This is a genomic window from Buchnera aphidicola (Sitobion avenae) (genome assembly GCF_005082585.1).
Taxonomy (GTDB): Bacteria; Pseudomonadota; Gammaproteobacteria; order Enterobacterales; family Enterobacteriaceae; genus Buchnera; species Buchnera aphidicola_Z.
In genome coordinates this window covers 410,969-435,638 of the sequence record NZ_CP034855.1, presented here as the reverse complement: position 1 = coordinate 435,638, position 24,670 = coordinate 410,969, and the positions used below count along the sequence as shown (strand labels likewise).

Genomic DNA, 24,670 nt, shown 5'->3' with positions numbered 1-24,670 from the left:
TATTAAAAATGTTTGTATTTGTAATTATATAGAATATCATACTCTATGAATATTAAAGATTCAGTTTTTAAGTTATAAAAAAATTATTTAAGTGTGTAGGAGTAACTATATTGAAAAAAATAGAATTAAGTGCTCTGGTATCATGTTTTTCTCTATCAGGAAAAAGATTAGATCTAGTTTTATCTAAGTTATTTAAACAATATTCTCGTTCTTACTTAAAACAGTTAATTATTACAAATCAAGTATATGTCAATCATAGAATTGTGAATCAACCTGACAAAAAAATATTAGGAGGAGAAACTCTTACTATTCATCCTTTTGATAAAGATTTATTATTCAATATTCCTGAAAATATTTTCTTGAATACTGTATATGAAGATCATGATATATTAGTAATTAATAAACCTTCTGGTTTAGTTGTTCATCCAGGTTCCGGCAATCAAACAGGAACCGTTTTGAACGGTCTAATATATCATTATGCGAATATAAAAAATTTACCCCGTGCAGGTATAGTCCATCGTTTGGACAAAGATACCAGTGGATTAATGGTCATTGCCAAAACTATTTTTTCCTATAATTATTTATTGGAATTATTGAAAAAGAGAAAAATTACACGCATATATGAAGGAGTTGTTAAAGGAAGAATGATTTCAGGTGGAAGTATAAATGCACCTATAATGCGTCATCAAACTAAAAGAACTTGCATGATGGTTCATCATTTAGGAAAACAAGCAGTTACGCATTATAAAATAATAAAACGTTTTAAATTTTATACTCATATCCAAATAAGATTAGAAACAGGACGCACACATCAAATTCGTGTTCATATGTTATACATTAAATATCCATTAGTAGGAGATCCTTTTTATGGAGGTTCTAATATTCAAATGAATTATATCAAAGATAGCAATATTAATAAAATACATAAATTTCCCCGACAAGCATTACATGCCAGCCATCTTTCTTTTCATCATCCTACTACTAAAAGTTTAGTATCTTGGACAATACCTCTTCCTAAAGACATGAAAAAACTTATTTTGCAAATATAAAATATTTTTTTTATATTTAATAGAATATATTATGTATATAATAAAGTGTTTTAAATATATTTTTTAATAAATAATTTATTTCTTTTCAAGAATAAATTTTCTTAAAAAATATATACAATATAAAAAATCAAGAGTTGATAGTATTATGTTAGAAAAAAAAATAAATACTGAATTTTTAGTTTTATCTACTACAGATTCTAAAGATAAAAATATAACACAACCTTTGCGTGAATTAGTTAAAAAATCTTTAAAATATTATTTATTAAATTTAAATGGTAAAAATATAAACAATCTATATGAATTAGCTTTAGCTGAATTAGAACAACCGCTCTTGGACATGGTAATGCAGCATACCAGAGGAAATCAAACACGTGCTGCTTTAATGATGGGAATAAATCGTAGTACGTTACGCAAAAAACTAAAAAAATATAACATGAATTAATTATTTTAAAGATTTTTTATTTTTTTATTGCACTTTCTATTTGAATAAAAAATTAAGAGAGTGCAAAATTATATTGATAATACAAAATATTTTTTATAGTTTTTTAAATTTTTAAAGAGCCTCTGTATTTATTAAATTTATTATTTTAAACTAGCAAGTCTATTAGATATTGTCTTTAGTGCCCAATAGTAACCATCTAAACCTAATCCGCAAATTACACCTTTAGAAATATCAGATAACCATGAATGAGAACGAAAATTTTCTCGAGAGTAAATATTTGAAATATGAACTTCAATAAAAGGGATATCGACTGCAATTAATGCATCTCTAATAGCTATACTAGTATGAGTAAATGCAGCTGGATTAATAATTATATAATTAATATTATTTTTTGAAGAATGAATTTTATCAATTAATACATGTTCTGCATTGGATTGTATATGATGTAATGATATATTCAGCTCCTTTGCTTGCATCTCTAAACTTTTTAATAAATCACTTAAAGTGCTATTGCCATAAATTTCAGTTTCTCTTGTTCCTAAAAGATTTAAATTAGGTCCATTTATTAATAATACATTTATAATGTTCTTCATATTAATCTCTTTAAATAATTATATACTAAAAAACTAAACTGTAATTTCTAAAAAAACATTATATAATGTTTTTTATTTTTTATATTATCTTTTATAAGATGTATTTATAATACTATCATAAAATAAGTGAGTTTAAATGACATTTGAATTGGTTACTGAATCTTTGTTAACTGCAAATAAAATAAATCATGAAGATATTTTTGTTTCCTTAGAAGAACTATGCACACGCAAATTAGATTATGGAGATTTTTATTTTCAATCTCATATTAATGAGTCTTGGTCACTAGAGAATAGCATCATAAAAAAAGGAAGTTATCATTCTGATCATGGTATTGGTGTCAGAGCTGTCCAAGGAGAAAGTACAGGATTTGCATATGCAGATCAAATATCAATAGAATCTTTAAGACAAAGTACCAAAAAAGCATCTAGTATTATTTCTACAAAAGGCACAGGAAAAATAAAAACTTTATCGCAAAAAAAGATAAAGCCTTTTTATAGTGCTATTAATCCTTTAGATATATTCTCTTCTGGAGAAAAGATTGATCTGCTTTATAGAGCAGATCATATAACACGAAATCTTGATCAACGCGTTGTAGAAGTGAATGCAACTCTAACAGGATCATATGAACAAATTTTAATCGCTTCTACTGATGGAAGTTTAGTTTCAGATATAAGACCATCAGTACAATTCTCTATTAGTGTTTTAGTGGAAGATCATAGCAAGAGAGAATGTGGTCGCAGTGGGGGAGGAAGTCGTACTAATTATAATTTTTTTTTAAATAAAGATGATTCTTCAAAAGAAATTAGAATTGACTATTGGTGTAGAGAAGCTGTGCGTATAGCTTTATTGAATTTATCTTCAAAAGAAGCTCCTTCCGGAACGTTTCCAGTGGTTTTGGGATCTGGATGGCCGGGTGTTTTATTACATGAAGCAGTAGGTCATGGTTTAGAAGGTGATTTTAATAGAAGAGGCACTTCGATATTTACTAATATGATTGGCAAAAAAGTTGCTTCGGAATTGTGTACTATTATTGATGATGGAACAATTAAAGATCAACGTGGTTCATTAAATATTGATGATGAAGGTACTCCGGGTCAATATAATATTTTAATTGAAAATGGTATATTAAAAAAGTATATGCAAGATAAACTTAATGCACGTTTAATGGGAATGGAGTCTACTGGAAATGGACGTCGTGAATCTTATGCATGCTTACCAATGCCTCGTATGACTAATACTTATATGTTGTCTGGAAAATCTAAAATAGAAGATATAATTAGAAGTGTTGACTATGGGATATATGCTGTAAATTTTTCTGGAGGTCAAGTTGACATCACTTCTGGAAAATTTGTATTTTCTACATCAGAAGCATATTTAATAAAAAAAGGGAAAATTGTTAGCCCAATTAAAAATACTACTCTCATAGGTTCAGGTTTGGAAGTTATGCAACAAATATCAATGGTAGGTGATGATTTGACAATGGATCAAGGAATGGGTATTTGTGGGAAAGATGGTCAAAATATTCCAGTAGGAATAGGTCAGCCATCTATGAAATTAGAAAATTTGACTGTAGGTGGGACTGTATAAGTTTTTCAAGATAAAAAATCAATGTAATGCATGTACTATAAATAATAATGCAGTCAAGAATTATGTCGTGACTGCATGTTAAAATTAATTTAGTCTTTCTTTAATACGAGCGGCTTTACCAGTTCGAGTTCGTAAATAATATAATTTCGCTTTTCTTACTAAACCTTTTCTTTTAATAAGAATTTCATTAATACTATGAGAATGTGTTTGAAAAACTCGTTCAATGCCTTCTCCATTAGATATTTTACGTACAGTAAAAGATGAATTCAAATAACGATTTTTTATTGCTATCACTATTCCTTCAAAAGATTGCAGACGTTTTTTAGAACCTTCAATTACCCAAACTTTTACTTCTACAGTATCTCCGGGTCTAAAAATAGGTATGTTTGTTTTCATTTGTTCTTTTTCTACTTCTTGAATTATATTAAACATAATTTTCCTATTGATTGAGACAATTAAAAAAATTAACAATTATTTTTTTCTCTAAATTTTTTTTTAAATTCAGCTAGCAGAATTTTTTCTTCTAGTGTTAATAGTTTTTTTTCTAAAAGATCTGGACGTTTAATCCATGTTGTTCCAAGTGCTTGTTTTAAACGCCAGGTACGGATTTGATCGTGATTTCCTGATAACAACAGTTCAGGAACTGACATTTTTTGTATCATTTTAGGTCGAGTATAATTGGGGTAATCAAGTAAATTATTGGAAAAAGAATCCTCTTCTATTGATTTTTTTGATTTAATAACACCTGGAATTAATCGAGAAATAGCGTCAATCATAACCATGGCGGCTAATTCTCCCCCAGTAAGTATATAATTTCCAATAGACCATTCTTCGTCTACTTGATTATCAATAATTCGTTGATCTATTCCTTCATATCTACCACATATAAAAATAATTTTTTTTTTTGAAATTAATTTTTTTAAATCATTTTGTTGCAATTCTTTACCTTGAGGAGTTAAGTAAATAACTGTTGCATCTTTTAAGATAGATTTTGATTTTTGAATGGCTAAATATAGTGGTTTAAAACTCATCAACATTCCTGGTCCTCCTCCATAAGGACGATCATCTACAGATTTATACTTATTTTCAGCAAAATTTCTTGGATTAAAAAAATTAACATCAATAATTTTTTTTTTAATTGCATGTCCAATTATGCCAAAATCACTAATTGCACGGAACATTTCTGGGAAGATAGTAATGATATCAAACCATATTATAGTATTATGTTGTTTTTTCATTGAGATTATATGATTTCGTTCCACTGAACTAATATAAATTTATTATTAGTATTTACATTTTTTATTATTATCTTCTCGATGAATGGAATTAATATACTTTTTTCAGATGTTTTTAATTTATTTTTTAATACAAGAATGTCATTATTCTTTGTCCTTATTAAATCAATTACTGTTCCTAAATAACGTTGATTTACATTAAATACTTTGTAGTTGATAAGATCATTCCAATAGTAATTATCTTTTTTTAACAAAGGTAATGAAGACTTGCTGATTATTATATCTGAATTAGTAAACTGACTAATGATTGAACGATCAGAAATCCCTTTTACATGGATAATAAAATTATTTTTATGTTTTTTCCAATTTGTAATTTGAATACTAGTCCATTTTTTTTCTTTTAGAAAAAACCATGGAAGATAATTAAATATTTTTTCTTGTTTTTCTGTAAAAGAAAATATATTTATCCAGCCTAATATTCCATAAGATTTTCCAACTTTTCCAATTAATAGTGGTTTTTCTGGTATATTAGTACTAATATTTATAATCTTACCTCTTTTTGTTTAATAGTTTTATCAGTGTTTTTGTTCTTTCTGACATTTGAGCTCCTTGATTTTTCCAATATTCAATGCGCTCTAAGTCTAATTTCAATATTTCAGATTTTCCTTTAGCAATAGGATTAAAATATCCTAGACGTTCAATAAAACGACCATTTCTAGAAAAACGACTATCGGCTACTACCATCTTATAAAAAGGACGTTTTTTTGTCCCATATCTAGATAAACGAATTTTTACCATTTTTAGTTCTTCTTAAAATTAATTGAATTGAATAAAGTTTTTGCAAGCAAATTAAAAAACAGATTTGTACTTTTTATATTTCAAAAAAGATAAAAAATCTAATAAATCTATATTTTTTCAACGTAGTTTTTTAAAATTTTTTAGGTAGCATATTTTTGATCCCTCGTATTACTTTAGCTATCCCGTTAGTTTTAATTTTTCGCATAATTCTTCGTATGTCATCAAAATTTTTTAATAATTTATTTACATCTTGTATTTGGGTTCCAGACCCTAAAGCTATTCTACGTTTTCTTGAACCTTTTATAATCGTTGGTATTGCTCTTTCTCTAGGTGTCATAGAATATATCATCGCTTCTGTTTTTTTTAATGTATTTTTATCTGTATTTAATAATGATATATTATGAGATAATTGATGATTCGTAGGAAATTTATCTAAAAAGTAATTTAAACCTCCTATTTTTTTCATTTGTTTAATTTGTGTTAAAAAGTCATTTAAATTAAAATCATGACCTTGTTTTAATTTTTTAGTCAGTTTTTGAATCTGTGTTCTATCTACTTTTTCTTGAATGTCTTCAATTAAAGACATAACATCGTTCATTCCTAGAATTCTATCAACTATTTTTTTAGGATAAAATGCTTCTAAAGATGTTATTTTTTCTCCTGTTCCTATAAATTTAATAGGTTTTCCAGTGATGTATCGCATAGATAAAGCAATTCCGCTTCTAGAATCACCATCTGTTTTAGTTAATACTATACCAGATATTAATAGATCATCATTAAATATTTTTGCCATGTTTATTGCATCTTGACCCATCATTGAATCAACTATTAATAGTGTTTCAATAGGTTTTGATTCATTTTGTATTTGCTTAATTTCATCCATCATTATTTCATCAATATGCAAACGTCCAGCTGTATCAATTAGTAAAACATCATATAATTTCAATTTTGCATATTGTATTGCTTGTGTAATGATTTCTATTGGTGTTTGGTTTTCATTAGATGAAAAAAAATCGACTTTAATTTTCTGAGATAATATTTGAAGTTGTGTAATAGCAGCTGCACGATAAATATCAGCAGATACCATTAATATTTTTTTTTTGTGTTTCTCTTTAATCCATAGGCCTATTTTTGCCAAACTAGTAGTTTTTCCAGATCCTTGCAAACCAACTACTAATATAATTGCTGGTGGTTCAATAGATAAATTTAGATGGTTATTTTTTTCACCCATTGCAAGTATTAATTCTTGTTTAACTATTTTTATAAATTCTTGTCCAGGAGTTAAACTTTTATTTATTTGATGTCCAATTGATTTTTGTTTAACGTTTTCTATAAATCTTTTTACTACTGATAATGTTACGTCTGCTTCTAATAATGCTTTTCGAACTTCTCTTATAGTGTCTTTAATATTTTCTTCTGTAAGTCTTCCTTTATTGATGATCTTTTTTAAACTATGTGATAAACGTTGAGTTAAATTATTAAACATTATTTATTGCCTACATTAAATTTCTTGATATCTTATCGAAGATAAGAATTATATTTTATTTAAAAAAATAAAATTTTTATGGTGTTATTGGAACTATATTTTCACTAGGATAACAGCCTAAAATTTTTATGAATTTAGTATTATTCTTAATCTCTTTAAGAGTATCTTGCATCAATGGTGATGATAGATTGACTTCAATATCAATATAAAACATTTCTTCTGATGGATTTTTATAAATTGTTTGAGAACTTAATTTTTTCATAATTAGTTTTTTTTCTTGTAATATAAGTAGTACTTTAGCTAGAGCTCCTGATTCTTGTCCTGTACTAAATATTAACGTTGTTTTAGTTGGTATTTGTTCTGAAATTTTTATAGAGTTTTTATGTAATATAACAAATCTTGTAATATTTTTTTCTTTATTTGATAAATTTTTTCTTAAGATTTTTAATCCATAAATTTTACTTCCTATTTCACTTCCTAATACTGCGTTAGTGATTTTATTATATTGAGTAATTTTTTTCATTGCATCTGCCGTGCTTTTAGTGTATTTGATTTTCCATTCTGGAAACTGTTTAATAAAGTTACTACATTGTTGAAATGGTTGAGGATGGCTATATACTTTTTGAATTTTATGTAATTCAACATTTTCAATTGCAAGTAAACAATGATTTATAAAAATATTGATTTCCCCGACAATAAACAAATTAGTATTTTTTAAAAGATTAAAAACTTCATTAATAGAACCAGAACAGGTATTTTCAATTGGTAAAACAGCATAATCTGATTGATTATTTTCTACAGATAGAATAACTTCTTCAAATGTTGAACATTCATTTTTAATACATGTTTGAAAATTTCGATCTGCGTATTCACAGGCGGCAATATGAGAGTAAGAACCTTTAGGACCAAGAAAAGAAAAATTAGTAGAAATTAATTTATGATCGTTGCAAAATTTTTCTAATAACTTTTTTTGAGTTGATACAGATTCTTCAATGATTAATTGGAATAATTGAGTTATATACTCAGGTGTTAAATTGTTTTTTTTTCCTAAAAAAATTAATTTTTGCAATATTTTTTTTTCACGTTCTATATCTCGTATTGCTTGATTATTTTCTATTTTAGATTGAGCTATTTTTAATACTAGATTTTTTCTTTCAGCTAATAATTTCACTATTTTTTTGTCAATATTGTTAATTTCATTACGAAAGATTAGTAAAGAATTTTTAGTAGGCATAATTTATTACTCATGCAAGATGTTATATGTCTGAATATAAAATAGAGTGTTTTAGAAAATTTTTTATAAAATGATTATAGAAAAGTATATATGTTTCTTGAATATTATTGTTTTAATTAATTTTATATATGTAAAAATATTTTTTGTAAAATATGTTTACTATATCTTATTAATGTCAATCATAGTATGATTTTCTATATAAATAATTATATTAAAAAGGATTGCATATGAAAACTTTTTCACTTAAGTCAGTAAATATTAAAAGAAATTGGTATTATATAGATGCAAAGAATAAAATATTAGGTAGGTTGGCAAGTGTATTATCTTTTCGTCTTAGAGGAAAGCATAAAGTAGAATATACTCCTCATCTTGATACTGGTGATTATATTATTGTAATAAATGCCTCTAAAATACTAGTGACAGGGAATAAAAATATTAATAAAATTTATTATCATCATACAGGTTATGTAGGTGGTATAAAACAATCTAGATTTGAAGAAATAATCTCTCGTCATCCAGAAAGAGTAATAGAAAATGCAGTGAAAGGCATGTTGCCAAAAGGTCCTTTAGGACGTTCTATGTTTAAAAAATTAAAAGTTTTTGCTAATGAACATCATGAACATACAGCACAATGTCCTCAGTTGCTAAACATTTAATATAAAGGTGTATAAAAGTAATGATTCATACTCAAAACTATGGTACTGGTCGTCGTAAAAGCTCTTCTGCTAGAGTATTTCTTAGATCTGGAAATGGAGCAATAATAGTTAATAAACGTTCTTTAAATGAGTATTTCGGTCGTAAAACTTCTTGTATGATCGTGCGTCAACCATTAGAATTGGTGGACATGACTAATAAATTTGATATTTATATTACAGTAAAAGGCGGAGGTATTTCTGGTCAAGCAGGTGCAATTCGACAGGGTATTACTCGTGCTTTAATGAAATATGATGAATCGTTACGTTTTGAATTAAGAAAATCTGGATTTGTAACGCGTGATTCACGTCAAGTCGAACGTAAAAAGGTTGGTTTTCGAAAATCTAGAAAGCGTCCACAATTTTCTAAGCGTTAAGACTAAAAAGGGCATAATTAATTTTAAAGAACTTGGTTTTTTTAACAAACCGAGTTCTTTTTTTTATTTTTCTAAATATCTACTTATATCAAAACATAATTTTTTTATTCCAGTTTTTTCTACTGATGAAATTAAATAATATTTTTCATTTCTCTTTAATTTAAATTGAATTTCATCAATTATTTGATTTATTTTTTCTGAACTCAATAAATCTATTTTATTGAAAACTAACCATCTTGGTTTGTTATATAGTTTTAAACTGTATTTTTTTAATTCATTCAATACAGTAATAATATTATGCACTGGATGGTAATTATTTTGAGGAACTAAATCGACAATATGCAGTAATAGTTTACATCTTTCTAAATGTTTTAGAAAACGAATCCCTAAACCACAACCATTAGATGCTCCTTTAATTATACCTGGAATATCTGCGATAATAAATTTTTTATTTTTATTAATATTCACACTGCCTAAAATTGGATTCAATGTTGTAAATGGATAATCTGCAATTTTTGTTTTAGCTCCAGATATACTTGTTACTAAAGTAGATTTTCCAGCATTTGGCATTCCAAGTGTTCCAACATCAGCAATTAAAATCAATTCTAATTGTATATCTCTTTTTTCTCCTATTGTACCTAGTGTGCTTTTTCTAGGGCTTCTGTTCGTTGAAGATTTAAATCTAGTATTGCCTAGTCCATGCCACCCCCCTTTAGCGATTAGTATTCTTTGTTTATGTTGAATTAAGTCACCTATTATTTCGCGTGTTTTATAGTTTATTGCTTGCGTTCCTATAGGTACGTGTATTTTAATGTCATTTCCTTTTTTACCAGAGCATTTTTTACCTGATCCATCTTGTCCATTTTCAGCTTGAAAGATTTTTTTGAATCTAAGATCTATAAGAGTGTTTAAATTATTATCAGCTTCTAACCAAACATTTCCACCGTCTCCACCGTCTCCACCATCTGGACCTCCTTTGGGAATATATTTTTCTCTCCTAAAATTAACGCAACCGTTTCCGCCATTTCCAGCAATAACTTGTATTACAGTTTGATCGATAAATTTCATTTTTTATACCAATTAAATTTTCTTTTAATATTAATGAGTATTTTAATATTTAATAGCTTTATTTATAAGATTAATTTTTTTAAATACATTATATATTTTTATTAGAAAGGAAAACAGAACCCCCTTAAAAAGGGGTTTTTTTATACGTAAATAATTTTTCATTTAATTTATAATATTTATGTATGTTCTTTTTTTTAGTCCTTTTTTTTGAAATTCTACTTTTCCTTGTGCAATAGCAAAAATTGTATGATCTTTTCCACAACGTACATTCTTACCAGGATGAAATTTTGTCCCACGCTGTTTTACAATTATACTTCCTGATGAAATTAATTGACCGCCAAAACATTTTACGCCAAGTCTTTGAGCATTAGAATCTCGTCCATTCCTAGTAGAACCGCCAGCTTTTTTATGTGCCATTGATTTAAATTTCTCCTGTAATATTGTTAATGTCAAGAATTTTTACATCAGTAAAATGTTGACGATGACCTTGTTGTTTTTTATAATGTTTACGGCGATTAAATTTAATAATTTTAATTTTTTTTAAGCGTCCGTGGTTTTGAACATGAGCTTTTATTATTCCCCCTTTTATAAAAGGAGTTCCGATTTTTATAGAATCTTTATCAGAAATCATTAAAATTTTATCGAACTGTATAGTAGAACCAAGTGAATTATTTAATTTCTCTAATCTGATAACTTGATTTTTAGTTGCTCGATATTGTTTTCCACCACTTATAAAAACTGCATACATAAAATGCTCCACTTATTTGATTTTTTATATCTTTAATAGTATTTTTATAAAAATAGTTAAATTTTTTATAAAAATATTTTGTATGTTTATAACAAAAAATTAACTACATTTATATGATTTTGATATCAGCGCCTAATTGATTGAGTTTATCAGGGAATAACTCATATCCTCTAATAAGATGATAAGTACGATGTACTATTGTTAGACCTACTGCAATACAACCTGCTAATATTAATGTTGCTGATGCTCTTAAATCACTACAAAAAACATTAGAAGATGTTAATTTAGGTATTCCATGACATATAATAGTATTATTATTTTGCACTTTTATTTTAGCGCCCATATTAATTAATTCAGATGTATAGATAAAACGATTGTCAAATATAGTTTCAGTTATAGTACCTATACCTTCAGAAATGCTATTTAATAAAGTAAATTGAGCTTGCATGTCTGTTGGAAATCCTGGATAAGGAGAAGTATGAATATGTAAAGATTTAGGTCTTTTCCCTCTCATATCTAATTGAATCCAGTCTTTTCCTGTTTTAATTTTAGCTCCAGATTCAGTTAGTTTCGTTAATATACTATTTAGATGTTTTGGTTCAGTTTCATGGCAAGTGATAAATCCTTGAGATGCTGCTGCAGCAACTAAAAAAGTCCCTGTTTCAATTCTATCAGGAATTATTTTATGAGTACCACCATTGAGCTTGATAACACCTTTAATATATATTTTATTACTGCCAGCACCAATAATATTAGCGCCTAAAGTATTTAGAAATTTTGCAATATCGACAATTTCTGGTTCACGTGCTGCATTATCAATTATTGTAAATCCTTCAGCTAAAGTTGCGGCACTCATAATTGTAATAGTAGCACCGACACTAATTTTTTTCATGAAGATATATTTTCCTTGCAGACGCCCTTTAACATAGGCATCAATACAATTATCTTTCAAAGTAATTGTAGCTCCTAATTTTATTAAACCATTTAAATGTAAATCAACAGGTCTATTGCCAATTTTACATCCACCAGGTAAAAATATTTTAGCTTTTCCAAAACGTGCTAGAAGAGGGCCTAATATCCATATAGATGCTCTAATTTTTTTAATTAAATGATATGGGGCATAAAAAATATTTATTGAACTTGCATCAATATATAATATCTTGTTATATTTTATTTTTACTCCTAAATATATAAGTAACTTCAGTGCTATGTTAATATCAGTTAAATTTGGAACATTACTAATTTTTACTTTTTCTTCTGTTAATATACTCATAAATAAAATTGGTAGTGCTGCGTTTTTAGAGCCTGAAATAATAACATTGCCATTTAAACTTTTATTCCCTTCTACGTATAATTTACTCATGCATTAATCAATCTCTGTTTTATTAATATGATGTTTTATAGATAATCAGAATTATTTTCTTTTGTATATTTTTCCCATTCTTGAGGTGTATAAGTAACAATGGATACAGCATGGATTTGCTTTTCTGAAATCATATTTATTAAAGGTTTATAAACTATTTGTTGTCTTTTTACTTGCGTAATACCTTTAAAAATGTTTCCTATAGCAATGATCTTAATATGATTTGTGTCTCCTGTAACAAAAGCTTTTTCTAGATTTAATCTATTAACTAGTAATGACTTGATATTTTGATTATCCATTTTGCAATCTACTTTGAATTAAATATGTTATTTAGGATGAAAATTTCAAAAAAATAATCATGTTTTCTATTAATTAATCATGTTGTTAAATAAATTAATCAATAATATATAACTAAATTTTTAAAATTTTGATAAATTATATTTTTTACTTTAAAATAGATGAATATATTTAATATTAAAAAATATATTTTATAAGAAAATTATTAAATCTCATAAAATTTTTTTCAATGTTTTTTTTAGATAAATTTAATATTTATATTGTTAATTTATTTTAAATGTATTTTTTTATTGATAAAAGTTCATTAAATTTTCTTAAAAAAATTTTTTTATAATCTTGTATTTAGAATTTTTGCAAAAGATATGGGATAAAAATTTTAACAGTTAAAAATTTATATAGAGATGAAATATTATTAAATACAAAATATAATTTAACATTTTTTTGAATTTTAAAGAATATTTTTTATATTTTTTTAAATACTAAATAAAAAATACTGGAGTGTTTATATGATCAATCTAATTCCGATGACTGTAAGAGGGGCAGAAAAACTTCGTCAAGAACTTAAAAAATTAAAAAGTATAAAACGTCCTCGTATTATTACAGCAATAGCAGAAGCTAGAGAACATGGTGATTTAAAAGAAAATGCTGAATATCATTCAGCTCGTGAAGAGCAAAGTTTTTGTGAAGGACGTATTAAAGAGATTGAGTTAAAATTATCTAATTCGCAAATTATAGACATAACAAAAATATCCAATAATGGTCGGGTAATTTTTGGTTCCACTGTTAGCATTTTAAATATGAAAAATAATGAAAAATTTACTTATCAAATTGTAGGGGATGATGAATCTGATTTTAAAAAATATTTAATTTCAATTAATTCTCCAATAGCAAGAGGTCTGATTGGAAAAAAAATTAATGATGTGGTAAGTATATGTACACCGGGTGGCGATGTTGAATATAAGATTTTAAAAATAAATTATATATAGTTTTAAGATTTATTTAATCTCGTTAAAATATTTTTAATATTTTATTAAGAAATTCATTTTAAAATAGTAAAAACATGATTTCTAAAAAAAAAACAAGTAGTTCTAATCGTTGGCTATTAGAACATTTTAAAGATCAATATGTCAAGGAAGCGAAAAAAAATAACATACGTTCAAGAGCTTGGTTTAAATTACAACAATTGGATAAAAGTTATAAATTATTTAAAATTGGCATGAATGTTATTGATTTAGGTGCTGCTCCTGGAAGTTGGTCACAATATGCTCTTGATAAGATAGGAAAAAAAGGACGTATTATAGCCTGTGATATATTACCTATTAAACCAATAAAAGGTGTTGATTTTTTTCAAGGAGATTTTCGTAATAAAAAAATATTAAATTTAATGTTAAGTTCTTTAAGCGATACTACATTTCATTTGGTGATGTCAGATATGGCTCCTAATATAACAGGACATTTTTCTATTGATATGCCACGTATTATTGACTTGTCTAAGTCGGCATTAAAAATAGCAAATTATGTTTTATCTAAAAATGGTATTTTTTTATTGAAATCATTTCAGGGAGAAGGTTTTAATGAATTGTACGAAGAAATTAAAATATTATTTGCAAAAATTAAAATTTGTAAACCTAAAACTTCTCGGACAAGATCTCGAGAGATATTCATTATAGCAACCAGATAAATATTATAATAATCTGTGTTGTTTTTAAAATATAGATTTAATGAGAGGTTGTTCCTTTGAGTGACATGGTTAAAAACCTGATCTTCTGGTTGGTTATTACAGTTGTATTAATGTCTATTTTTCAGAATTTCAATACTAATGATACAAATAATCATAAAGTTGATTATTCAACTTTTTTGTCAGAAGTAAATCAAGATCAGGTCCGTGAAGCGTATATTAACGGACGTATGATTAGTGTTACTAAAAAGGATAGTAGTAAATACACTACTTATATTCCTATGAATGATCCTAAACTTTTGGACAATCTTTTGACAAAAAGAGTTAAAATTGTTGGAACAATTCCTGAAGAACCAAGCCTTCTTGTTTCAATTCTTATATCTTGGTTTCCCATGCTTTTACTTATTGGTGTTTGGATTTTTTTTATGCGTCAAATGCAAATGGGTGGTGGAAAAGGAGCAATGTCATTTGGAAAAAGTAAAGCACGAATGCTATCAGAAGATCAAATTCATACTACTTTTTCAGATGTTGCGGGGTGTGATGAAGCAAAAGAAGAAGTTAGTGAATTAGTAGAATATCTTAAAGAACCAAGTCGTTTTCAAAAATTAGGAGGTAAAATACCTAAAGGTATACTAATGGTTGGACCACCAGGTACCGGTAAAACATTACTGGCAAAAGCAATAGCTGGAGAAGCTAAAGTTCCTTTTTTCACTATTTCTGGATCTGATTTTGTTGAAATGTTTGTCGGAGTAGGTGCTTCTAGAGTAAGGGATATGTTTGAGCATTCAAGAAAATCTGCACCATGTATAATTTTTATTGACGAAATTGACGCAGTGGGACGTCAAAGAGGTGCTGGACTAGGTGGAGGGCATGATGAAAGAGAACAAACACTCAATCAGATGTTAGTAGAAATGGATGGTTTTGATGGAAATGAAGGTATTATTTTAATAGCTGCTACTAATAGGCCTGATGTTTTAGATCCAGCTCTTTTACGTCCTGGTCGTTTTGATCGTCAAGTAATTGTAGCACTTCCAGATATTCGTGGACGAGAACAAATTTTAAAAGTACACATGAGAAAAGTTCCTTTATCTAAAGATGTAGATCCTATGATTATTGCACGTGGTACACCAGGTTTTTCAGGTGCTGATTTAGCTAATTTGGTTAATGAAGCAGCTCTTTTTGCAGCTAGACTTGACAATCGCGTTGTCTCTATGCTGGAATTTGAAAGAGCAAAAGATAAAATGATGATGGGTTCTGAAAGAAGATCGATGGTTATGAGTGATTTTCAAAAAGAATCAACTGCGTATCATGAAGCTGGACATGTTATTATTGGAAGATTAGTGCCTGATCATGATCCTGCACATAAAGTGACTATTATACCTAGAGGTCGAGCACTAGGTGTTACATTTTTCTTACCTGAGTCAGATGCTCTTAGTATTAGCCGCCAAAAGTTAGAAAGTCAAATATCTACTCTATATGGTGGTCGTTTAGCAGAAGAGATTATTTATGGTGTTAAAAACGTTTCTACTGGTGCTTGTAATGATATTAAAATAGCTACAAGCTTAGCACGAAATATGGTGACTCAATGGGGATTTTCAGAAAAACTAGGACCTTTGTTGTATGCTGAAGAAGAAGGGGAAGTATTTTTAGGACGTTCAGTTGCTAAAGCTAAACATATGTCTGATGAAACAGCCAGAATTATTGATGAAGAAGTAAAATTGTTGATTGAAATTAATTATAGTAGAGCTCGAAAAATTTTAAATGAAAATATTGATATATTACATGCTATGAAAGAAGCCTTGATAAAATACGAGACTATTGATGCATTTCAGATTGATGATTTAATGAAAAGAAGAGAAGTACGAAAACCAAAGGGATGGATCGAGACAGATATAAATAAATAATTTCTGTATTTTATAAATATATTACGATTCTTTTATTAAAAGATCTTATTTCAAAAAATATTAATTTTATAATATTTAACATTCCTTCATTTAGTATATCTTAAAATAAGATGAAGTGATAAAATTACTATAACTTCATCTTATTTTTTAATTAAAAAATAATAACTGTTATGGTTTGTTGCAAAATATAATTATTTTTAAATAAAATAGGAATGAAATCATTATGACTGTTTTGCAATATTTTAAAACAGACGGTATACGTGGGAAAGTAGGAATTAATCCAATCACACCAAATTTTTTATTAAAATTAGGATGGTCTATTGGAACAGTGTTAGGAAAAAACAAAACAAAGAAAATTATCATTGGAAGAGATACGCGTATTTCTGGATCTATGTTACAGTCTGTTTTAGAATTTGGTATTTTATCAACAGGAGTATCCACTTTATTAGCTAATTGTATACCTACATCAGCAATTGCATATTTTACAAAATCTTTAAATGCTTCTGCAGGTATTGTTATTTCAGGTTCTCATAATCTTTTTTATGATAACGGGGTAAAAATTTTTTATAAAAACGGAATTAAATTAACTAAAAAAATAGAATTATCTATTGAACAAAAAATAAAAAACACCTTTTTTTATCCTAATCATATGAGTTTTGGTTGTTCTAATGATATTATAGAACCTGAGAATCAATATATTAACTTTTGTAAAAATACTTTTCCTAAAGATTTAGATTTATCAAAATTTACTATTATTTTAGATTGTGCTAATGGTTCAACTTTTAATACAGCACCTAAAATTTTTGAAGATCTAGGTGCAAAAGTTATTAATATTTCTATTGATCCTAATGGAGTAAATATAAATAAAAACTCAGGATCTACTAATATTTTAAAATTAAAAAAAATAGTTTTATTAGAAAAAGCAGATATTGGTTTAGCATTTGATGGTGATGGAGATCGTGTCATTATGGTAGATCATTTAGGTAATAAAGTAGATGGAGATCAAATAATTTATATTATTGCAAAAGAATATTTAAAAAAAAACAAATTAAAAGGTGGTGTTGTAGGCACTTTAATGACTAATATGGGTATCATTGTAGCTTTAAAAGAACTAGGAATTCCTTTTTATGCTGCAGAAATAGGAGATCGTAATGTATGTGAAAAAATTAAAGAAAAAAGATGGTTATTAGGAGCTGAAAAATCAGGTCATATTATTTTGTTAGACAAACATTCTACTGGCGACGGCATTATAGCTAGCCTACAAGTATTATTAAGTATGATTAATAATAATATGACTTTATATCATTTATTAAGTCAAGTAAAATTACTTCCTCAAGTTTTGCTGAATATTTTTTTAAAAGAAGATAGAAATATAGAAAAAAACATAAAAATACAAGATATTTTATCTCGATATAAAGATATTTTAGGACAAAATAGTCGGATTTTAGTTCGTAAATCTGGTACAGAGCCTTATATTAGAATTATGGTAGAAGGTGAAAATTATTTAAAAGTATATAAGTTAGCTAATTATATTCGAGAAACTATCCAATCGCTTTAATTTATATTATAAAAATGACTGTTATAATAATTTTTTTAAATTAAATAGATAATTTATATGTATAAATTTATATATAAATTCTTTATCAAAAATATTTTTTTAAATGACATGGATTATAGTCAATTAAAAATAAATTTATTATAAGTGTTAATATTGTATCAAAAAAGGAAATAATTTTTTATGTATTTGTTTTTTTTAATTTTTTTTATTGTTATTTCAATTTCTTTGATTTTTTTGATTTTGCTACAACCAGCAAAAGGACCTAATAACACAGTTCATTCAAATTTAAAAAATAATATTAAATGCTTTAATAGTATTGGAACAAATACCTTAATAACTAATATTATTAGAATTTTTTCTTGTTTATTTTTAGTGATAAGTATTATTTTATGTAATATTAATAGTAGAAAAATTGATTCAGATCTTTTTTGGAAAGATGATTATAAAAAAACTGTAGAAAAAAATCATTTTTCAAATAAAAAGATGTTGCATTCTGATATACCTCATTAATTATCGTCTTCTTAGTGTAAATATATATAAAAGATGTAATTATAATAAATTTTTACCGAGATGGTGGAATTGGTAGACACGCTATCTTGAGGGGATAGTGCCAAACAGGCGTATGGGTTCAAATCCCATTCTCGGTAATACGAATATATTACTAAAAATTAATTTTTAAATGATTAGATGAATTTTTAAAGTAATACTACGTAAGTATTGAATATATAAAACATTTTTTGATGATAAACTTCACATATAGGGTGATAGCACCTGAAACCCCGAATTTTCGGGGTTTTTTATTAGAATATTTGTTGCAAATTATATGGTTTATTTTGTTTTTTAGTATAAGTAATCATTAATTATATAAACTCTTGATTAATAAAAATTAGTGTATTAATTATCTAATTTCACAATTAAATTTTTTTGTAATTAATACATGTAAAATAAGTTGCGATAATTTATTTTAAAAGTTTTTATTTTGAGGTTCTCTAGTATGAATAAAGAAATCTTAGCTGTTGTCGAGGCTGTTTCTAATGAAAAATCTCTTCCCCGCGAAAAAATTTTTGAAGCTTTAGAAATTGCATTAGCAACAGCAACTAAGAAAAAACACGAACAAGAAATTGATATAAGAGTAAGTATAAATCGAAAAACTGGAAGTTTTACTACTTTTCGACGTTGGATGGTAGTAGAGACTGTTACTCAACCAACTAGAGAAATTACTTTAGGAGCAGCATGTTTTGAAGGTGAAAAAGTTCATCTTAATGATTATGTTGAAGAACAGATTAAATCTGTTGATTTTGATAGAATAACAACTCAAACTGCAAAGCAAGTAATTGTTCAAAAAGTTCGCGAAGCAGAAAGAGCAATGCTAGTTGAACAATTTCGAAGATATATTGGTCAAATAATTATTGGTATAGTTAAAAAAATTAATCGAGATAACATAATGTTAGATTTAGGAAACAATGCTGAAGCGTTAATTTTACGTGAAGGTATGTTACCTAGAGAAAATTTTCGTCCTGGTGATCGTATCCGAGGTATTTTATATGCGGTACATCCAGAAGCTCGTGGTCCTCAATTATTTATAAGTCGTTCTAAAACTGAAATGCTTATTGAATTATTTCGAATAGAAGTTCCTGAAATTGGAGAAGAGATCATCGAAATAAAAGCAGCAGCTCGTGATCCAGGATCACGAGCTAAAATAGCAGTAAAAACTAATGATAAACGTATTGATCCTGTGGGAGCTTGCGTGGGTATGAGAGGTGCTCGTGTACAAGCAGTATCTAGCGAATTATGTGGAGAACGTATTGACATTATTTTATGGGATGATAATGCCGCTCAATTTGTGATAAACGCAATGGCTCCAGCTGATGTAGTTTCTATTGTTGTAGATGAAGATAGGCGTACTATGGATATAGCAGTAGATGTGAATAATTTAGCACAAGCTATTGGTCGAAATGGTCAAAATGTTCGTTTAGCTTCTCAAATTAGTGGTTGGGAATTAAACGTTATGACTACGGAAGATTTGAATTCTAAACATCAAGAAGAAGCTCATGCTGCTTTTAATACTTTTAAGAAATATTTAAACGTAAATGAAAACATTATTAAAATTTTAGTAAAAGAAGGTTTTTCTTCTCTCGAAGAATTAGCTTATATACCATTTAACGAATTACTAGAAATTGATGATTTAACTGAAGAACAAGCGAAACTAGTTCGTAAAGGAGCAAAAAATAGCTTGCTCGAAATAGAATCAGATAGAACAATTAGTATTGTTAAAGAAAGAAAAATAGAAAAAGATTTACTAAAAATAAACGGGATGGATGCAGTACTAGCTTTGCAATTAGCTGAAAAGAATATATTTACTTTAGAAGAGTTGGCTGATCAAGGAATAGATGATTTAACTGATATTGAGAATTTAAATTCTGAAAAGGCTGGTTTGCTGATTATGGCTGCTCGTAATATTTGTTGGTTTGGTAGTAAAGTCTGATAATAGGAACAATAATATGCCAGATATAAGTTTAAAAGTTTTATCAAATGGGATAAAAATATCAATTAATAAATTAATAAAAGAATTATCTGATATTGGTATAACAAAAACTCAAGATGATCATATCAATTTTATTGAAAAGAATCTTTTATTAAAACATTTAGAATCTAAAAAAAAATATTCTTTAGATACCTTGGTATTACAAAGAAAAACACGTAGCACTTTAAGTGTTTCAGGTATTGGAGGGAAAAATAAATCTGTACAAGTAGAAGTTAGAAAAAAAAGAGTATATGTAAAAAATAATAAACTAGAAACTGAAAGTTTATTAAACATAAAACAAACAATTACACCTTCAATAAAAAAAATACTAGTTTCACGCAACAAAGAAAAAAAAGTTTTTAAAAAAAACATAGAAACTAATGATTTAGAAAAAAAACATATAAAAAATATTGATAAACTAGAATTAAATAAACATGATTTGAAATTTTTACATTTAAAAAAATCAAAAAATTTAAATAAAGATGAAAAAAATAAAAAATTTAAGAAACATTTAGAATCTAGTTCCTTTGAATTAAACAATAAAAAAAGAATTAAAGAAAATATAGAAGAAAGACCGTCTCATAAGGAGGAAAAAAAAGATTATCATCTAACAACATTTTTACATGCACGTCAAGCCGAAGATGACAACGACAGAGAAGTAGAAACAGACAAAAGAAATCATAGTCGAATTTCAAAAAATCATCGACATAAAAAAAACAATAAAAGTTTTCATAGTGGAAAACATTATAAAGAAGAAATTCGTACTTCTAATCGTAATAAAAAAAATAGCAAACAAAAAAATAAACCTATTTTATTACAACAAGTTTTTCAAAAACCTGAATCTATTATTAATAGAGATGTCATTATTAGTAATACAATTTCTGTTTCTGATTTAGCAAATAAAATGGCAATAAAGAGTTCTGAAGTTATTAAAAACATGATGAATATGGGAATTATAGGAACAATTAATCACGTTCTTGATCAAGATACAGCTCAATTAATTGCAGAAGAGATGGGTCATAAAGTCATTATACAACCAGAAAATGTATTAGAAGAATTGATTATGAAAGATCGTGATACAGGAAATAATGTTTCTATTATTAGAGCTCCAGTAGTAACTATAATGGGACATGTTGATCATGGAAAAACGTCGTTATTAGATTATATTCGTTCAACAAAAACAGCATTTCATGAAGCTGGTGGAATTACACAAAATATTGGTGCTTATCATGTAAAAACTGATTTAGGTTCAATTACTTTTCTAGATACACCTGGACATTCAGCATTTACTGCAATGAGATCGCGTGGTGTTAAATTAACTGATATTGTTGTTTTAGTTGTAGCAGCAGACGATGGTGTGATGCCACAAACCATAGAAGCTATACAACATGCAAAAGACGCTAATGTTCCAGTAATAGTTGCTATTAATAAAATTGACAAAATAGATTCTGATATTGATAAAGTTAGAAATGATTTAATGAAATACAATATTCTCTCAGAAGAATGGGGTGGCGAAAATATATTTGTATCTGTTTCTGCAAAAACAGGAAAAGGTATCAATACATTATTGAATGCGATTTTATTACAAGCAGAAATGTTAGAATTAAAAACAGTATCTACTGGTATGGCTGAAGGTATTGTTATTGAGTCTTTTCTTGATAAAGGTCGAGGACCAATAGCTACTATATTAGTAAAAAGAGGAAAAATAAATAAAGGAGATATAATATTATGTGGTTTTGAATATGGGCGTATTAAATCTTTGCGTGATGCAAATGGAACTGAAGTTTTAAGTGCAGGACCATCGATCCCAGTAGAAGTATTAGGCTTGTCTAAAGTTCCTTTTTCTGGAGATATAGTCACTGTGGTTCGTGATGAGAAAAAGGCAAGAGAAGTGGCATCTTATCGTAAAGAGAAATCACGTGAAATAAAATTATCTAATCAAAATAAAATGAATTTAGAAAACATGTTTGATAATATAAAAAAAGATAATGTATCTGAATTAAAAATTATTCTTAAATCTGATATACAAGGTTCTTTAGAAGCTATTTCTGGAGCTTTATTAAAATTATCTACTAATGAAGTAAAAATAAAAATAATAGGATTAGGAATTGGAGGTATCACGGAAACAGATGCTTCTTTAGCATTAGCTTCAAATGCTATTATTTTAGGATTTAATGTTCGTGCAGATTCTTCTGCTAAAAAAATAATTAATTCTGAACATTTAGATCTTCGATACTATTCGGTTATTTATGATTTACTTGATGAAGTCAAATCTGCTATGACAGGTCTTTTATCGCCTGAATATAAAGAAGACATTATTGGTTTGGCTGAAGTAAGAAATATATTTAAATCTCCTAAATTTGGTGTAATTGCTGGTTGTATGGTTATAGAAGGAATAATTAAACGCAGTAATCCTATTCATATATTAAGAGATAATATAGTTATATATGAAGGTGAACTAGAGTCCCTACGTCGTTTTAAAGAAGATGTAAATGAAACACGAAATGGTTTAGAGTGTGGAATCGGTATAAAGAATTATAATGACATACGTGTTGGAGATATTATAGAAGTTTTTGAAGTAAAAGAAATTAAGAGAATATTATAAAGTATGATGTATTTTTTATAAAATATTTAATTTGGTAATATAATTATGGAAAAATTATTTAATCGATCCATCCGTATTGCTCAAGAATTACAAAAAAAAATAGCTGTGATTATACAGTATTCACTTGAAGATCCACGTATTAAAACAATAATAACAGTTTCTGATGTGCAAGTTTCTAAAGATTTATCTCACGCGCAAATATTTGTTAGTTTTCTACAAAGTGATGATAAATTAAATGTAAAAAAAATGTTAATTATCTTGAATAAAGCTACTGGTTATATTCGTAGCTTATTATGTCAAAGAATGAGATTACGCATTGTTCCAAATATTATCTTTTATCATGATGATTCCTTTTTAAAAGGTAATAAAATTTCATATATTTTAGAAAGTTTATCAAAAAAATAATAAAAGTACATGTTTGAATCAATAAAAGAAAGGTAAATAGATGTTTTTTTATAAAAAACGCAATATTCATGGATTACTTTTACTAGATAAACCTCGAGGTATCTCTTCTAATAATGCTTTACAGAAGGTTAAAATTATTTTTAATGCAAAAAAAGCAGGTTATATTGGGACTCTAGATCCTTTAGCAACAGGAATGTTGCCAATTTGTTTTGGAGAATGTACTAAATTTTCATATTATTTGACAGAATCTCATAAAACATATCATGTTATTGCTAAGTTAGGTGAAAAAACGTCTACATCTGATTCTGATGGAATTATTATACAAAAGAGGCCTATTTTATTTAATTTTCGAAAGCTTCTTCTATCTATAAGAGAATTCATTGGTTTAATTGAACAGATGCCTTCAATGTATTCAGCAATAAAATATAATGGTATACCGTTATATAAATATGCACGTCGAGGAATAAACATCACACGTGATACAAGAAAAGTTACAATATATGATATATATTCTATTCATCAAGAAAAAAATTTAATTTCATTCAAAATATCGTGTTCAAAAGGAACATATATTAGAACTCTTATTGATGACTTAGGAGAAAAATTAGGCTGCGGTGCTCATGTTGTTTTCTTGCGGCGCTTACAAGTAGCTTCATATCTGCATACTCAATTAGTGACAATTTCTAATTTATATAAATTATCTAGTCTAAAAAATATTGACAATGTTAAAATTTTTAAAAATATAGATGATTTGTTAATGCCTATAGATGATCTTGTATCTTTTTTACCTAAAATTTATCTTTCTACTGAAGAATCATATAATTTTAAATTAGGTGCAAAAATAAATTTTTTTTCTAATATAAAAAATAGTTTAGTACGTGTAATAGAAGAAAAGTCTAAAAGATTTATTGGTGTAGGAAAAATTAATAAAGAAGCGTTGTTAATTCCATACCGATTAGTTTCTAGATTTACTAATTAAGTTATTCACTATTAAATTTAAGATTGGCATGATATTATTTTCAAATA

At 26.9% G+C, this 24,670-nt stretch carries 26 protein-coding genes and 1 tRNA gene; 15 read left to right on the top strand and 12 right to left on the bottom strand.

What is annotated here, in order from left to right:
• Positions 1-110 precede the first annotated feature (110 nt).
• Both rluD and fis read left to right on the top strand, forming a co-directional pair.
• Positions 111-1,049: a 23S rRNA pseudouridine(1911/1915/1917) synthase RluD gene (gene rluD / locus D9V77_RS02005; protein WP_158338589.1), complete on the top strand. Its 939-nt coding sequence runs from the start codon at positions 111-113 to the stop codon at positions 1,047-1,049.
• Positions 1,050-1,194: 145 nt separating this feature from the next.
• Positions 1,195-1,491: a DNA-binding transcriptional regulator Fis gene (gene fis, locus D9V77_RS02000; protein ID WP_158338587.1), complete on the top strand. Its 297-nt coding sequence runs from the start codon at positions 1,195-1,197 to the stop codon at positions 1,489-1,491.
• 140 nt (positions 1,492-1,631) lie between these two features.
• Here the strand turns inward: fis and aroQ are convergent, their stop codons facing one another.
• Positions 1,632-2,084, bottom strand: a complete 453-nt coding sequence (aroQ, locus tag D9V77_RS01995) for a type II 3-dehydroquinate dehydratase (protein WP_158338585.1) — start codon at positions 2,082-2,084, stop codon at positions 1,632-1,634.
• Between the two features lie 136 nt (positions 2,085-2,220).
• Here aroQ and tldD point away from each other — a divergent pair, with 136 nt between their 5' ends.
• Entirely contained in the window at positions 2,221-3,672 is a 1,452-nt protein-coding gene (gene tldD, locus D9V77_RS01990; RefSeq protein ID WP_158338583.1) for a metalloprotease TldD, read from the top strand.
• 84 nt (positions 3,673-3,756) lie between these two features.
• Here tldD and rplS read toward each other — a convergent pair whose 3' ends face one another.
• The 6 genes from rplS to D9V77_RS01960 all read right to left on the bottom strand — a co-directional run bounded on the left by rplS (position 3,757) and on the right by D9V77_RS01960 (position 8,425).
• Positions 3,757-4,104, bottom strand: a complete 348-nt coding sequence (gene rplS / locus D9V77_RS01985) for a 50S ribosomal protein L19 (protein ID WP_158338581.1) — start codon at positions 4,102-4,104, stop codon at positions 3,757-3,759.
• A gap of 32 nt (positions 4,105-4,136) precedes the next feature.
• Positions 4,137-4,910, bottom strand: coding sequence for a tRNA (guanosine(37)-N1)-methyltransferase TrmD (trmD, locus tag D9V77_RS01980; protein WP_158338579.1), 774 nt, complete (start codon positions 4,908-4,910; stop codon positions 4,137-4,139).
• A 5-nt stretch (positions 4,911-4,915) separates the two neighbouring features.
• Positions 4,916-5,455: a ribosome maturation factor RimM gene (rimM, locus tag D9V77_RS01975; RefSeq protein WP_158338577.1), complete on the bottom strand. Its 540-nt coding sequence runs from the start codon at positions 5,453-5,455 to the stop codon at positions 4,916-4,918.
• A 1-nt stretch (position 5,456) separates the two neighbouring features.
• Positions 5,457-5,705 carry a 30S ribosomal protein S16 gene (gene rpsP / locus D9V77_RS01970; protein ID WP_158338575.1) on the bottom strand — a complete coding sequence of 83 codons (249 nt, stop codon included), beginning with the start codon at positions 5,703-5,705 and terminating at the stop codon, positions 5,457-5,459.
• Between the two features lie 130 nt (positions 5,706-5,835).
• A complete protein-coding gene (gene ffh / locus D9V77_RS01965) occupies positions 5,836-7,191 on the bottom strand; it encodes a signal recognition particle protein (protein WP_158338573.1) in 1,356 nt (451 codons plus the stop codon).
• A gap of 76 nt (positions 7,192-7,267) precedes the next feature.
• Positions 7,268-8,425, bottom strand: coding sequence for a chorismate mutase (locus D9V77_RS01960; RefSeq protein WP_158338571.1), 1,158 nt, complete (start codon positions 8,423-8,425; stop codon positions 7,268-7,270).
• Between the two features lie 227 nt (positions 8,426-8,652).
• Here D9V77_RS01960 and rplM point away from each other — a divergent pair, with 227 nt between their 5' ends.
• Positions 8,653-9,081 (top strand): 50S ribosomal protein L13, encoded by a 429-nt coding sequence (gene rplM / locus D9V77_RS01955; RefSeq protein ID WP_158338569.1) that lies wholly within the window; start codon positions 8,653-8,655, stop codon positions 9,079-9,081.
• A gap of 20 nt (positions 9,082-9,101) precedes the next feature.
• Positions 9,102-9,494, top strand: coding sequence for a 30S ribosomal protein S9 (rpsI, locus tag D9V77_RS01950; protein ID WP_158338567.1), 393 nt, complete (start codon positions 9,102-9,104; stop codon positions 9,492-9,494).
• Between the two features lie 63 nt (positions 9,495-9,557).
• Here the strand turns inward: rpsI and cgtA are convergent, their stop codons facing one another.
• The 5 genes from cgtA to D9V77_RS01925 form a co-directional block, all read right to left on the bottom strand.
• Positions 9,558-10,562, bottom strand: coding sequence for an Obg family GTPase CgtA (cgtA, locus tag D9V77_RS01945; RefSeq protein WP_158338565.1), 1,005 nt, complete (start codon positions 10,560-10,562; stop codon positions 9,558-9,560).
• A gap of 162 nt (positions 10,563-10,724) precedes the next feature.
• Complete coding sequence (gene rpmA, locus D9V77_RS01940) at positions 10,725-10,979, bottom strand: 50S ribosomal protein L27 (protein ID WP_158338563.1); 255 nt, start codon at positions 10,977-10,979, stop codon at positions 10,725-10,727.
• 4 nt (positions 10,980-10,983) lie between these two features.
• Positions 10,984-11,310, bottom strand: coding sequence for a 50S ribosomal protein L21 (gene rplU, locus D9V77_RS01935; protein WP_158338561.1), 327 nt, complete (start codon positions 11,308-11,310; stop codon positions 10,984-10,986).
• 109 nt (positions 11,311-11,419) lie between these two features.
• Positions 11,420-12,673 (bottom strand): UDP-N-acetylglucosamine 1-carboxyvinyltransferase, encoded by a 1,254-nt coding sequence (gene murA, locus D9V77_RS01930; RefSeq protein WP_158338559.1) that lies wholly within the window; start codon positions 12,671-12,673, stop codon positions 11,420-11,422.
• 35 nt (positions 12,674-12,708) lie between these two features.
• Positions 12,709-12,972 (bottom strand): BolA family protein, encoded by a 264-nt coding sequence (locus D9V77_RS01925; protein WP_158338557.1) that lies wholly within the window; start codon positions 12,970-12,972, stop codon positions 12,709-12,711.
• A gap of 504 nt (positions 12,973-13,476) precedes the next feature.
• Between D9V77_RS01925 and greA the strand changes: the two genes are divergently transcribed.
• The 10 genes from greA to truB all read left to right on the top strand — a co-directional run bounded on the left by greA (position 13,477) and on the right by truB (position 24,623).
• Positions 13,477-13,956, top strand: coding sequence for a transcription elongation factor GreA (gene greA / locus D9V77_RS01920; protein WP_158338555.1), 480 nt, complete (start codon positions 13,477-13,479; stop codon positions 13,954-13,956).
• Positions 13,957-14,030: 74 nt separating this feature from the next.
• Positions 14,031-14,651 carry a 23S rRNA (uridine(2552)-2'-O)-methyltransferase RlmE gene (gene rlmE, locus D9V77_RS01915; protein ID WP_158338553.1) on the top strand — a complete coding sequence of 207 codons (621 nt, stop codon included), beginning with the start codon at positions 14,031-14,033 and terminating at the stop codon, positions 14,649-14,651.
• A 65-nt stretch (positions 14,652-14,716) separates the two neighbouring features.
• Positions 14,717-16,552, top strand: a complete 1,836-nt coding sequence (ftsH, locus tag D9V77_RS01910; RefSeq protein WP_158338551.1) for an ATP-dependent zinc metalloprotease FtsH — start codon at positions 14,717-14,719, stop codon at positions 16,550-16,552.
• A gap of 223 nt (positions 16,553-16,775) precedes the next feature.
• Complete coding sequence (gene glmM / locus D9V77_RS01905) at positions 16,776-18,110, top strand: phosphoglucosamine mutase (RefSeq protein ID WP_158338549.1); 1,335 nt, start codon at positions 16,776-16,778, stop codon at positions 18,108-18,110.
• A gap of 180 nt (positions 18,111-18,290) precedes the next feature.
• Positions 18,291-18,620: a preprotein translocase subunit SecG gene (gene secG / locus D9V77_RS01900; protein WP_158338547.1), complete on the top strand. Its 330-nt coding sequence runs from the start codon at positions 18,291-18,293 to the stop codon at positions 18,618-18,620.
• 54 nt (positions 18,621-18,674) lie between these two features.
• Positions 18,675-18,757: transfer RNA gene (locus tag D9V77_RS01895), tRNA-Leu, on the top strand.
• Positions 18,758-19,104: 347 nt separating this feature from the next.
• Positions 19,105-20,595, top strand: a complete 1,491-nt coding sequence (gene nusA, locus D9V77_RS01890; protein WP_158338545.1) for a transcription termination factor NusA — start codon at positions 19,105-19,107, stop codon at positions 20,593-20,595.
• Positions 20,596-20,728: 133 nt separating this feature from the next.
• Positions 20,729-23,239: a translation initiation factor IF-2 gene (infB, locus tag D9V77_RS01885; protein ID WP_410051809.1), complete on the top strand. Its 2,511-nt coding sequence runs from the start codon at positions 20,729-20,731 to the stop codon at positions 23,237-23,239.
• A 45-nt stretch (positions 23,240-23,284) separates the two neighbouring features.
• On the top strand, positions 23,285-23,644 hold the full coding sequence (gene rbfA / locus D9V77_RS01880; protein ID WP_158338541.1) for a 30S ribosome-binding factor RbfA: 360 nt from the start codon (positions 23,285-23,287) through the stop codon (positions 23,642-23,644).
• 40 nt (positions 23,645-23,684) lie between these two features.
• The gene (gene truB / locus D9V77_RS01875; protein ID WP_158338540.1) at positions 23,685-24,623 is read left to right on the top strand and encodes a tRNA pseudouridine(55) synthase TruB; all 939 of its coding nucleotides are present in this window, start codon (positions 23,685-23,687) and stop codon (positions 24,621-24,623) included.
• Positions 24,624-24,670 lie beyond the last annotated feature (47 nt).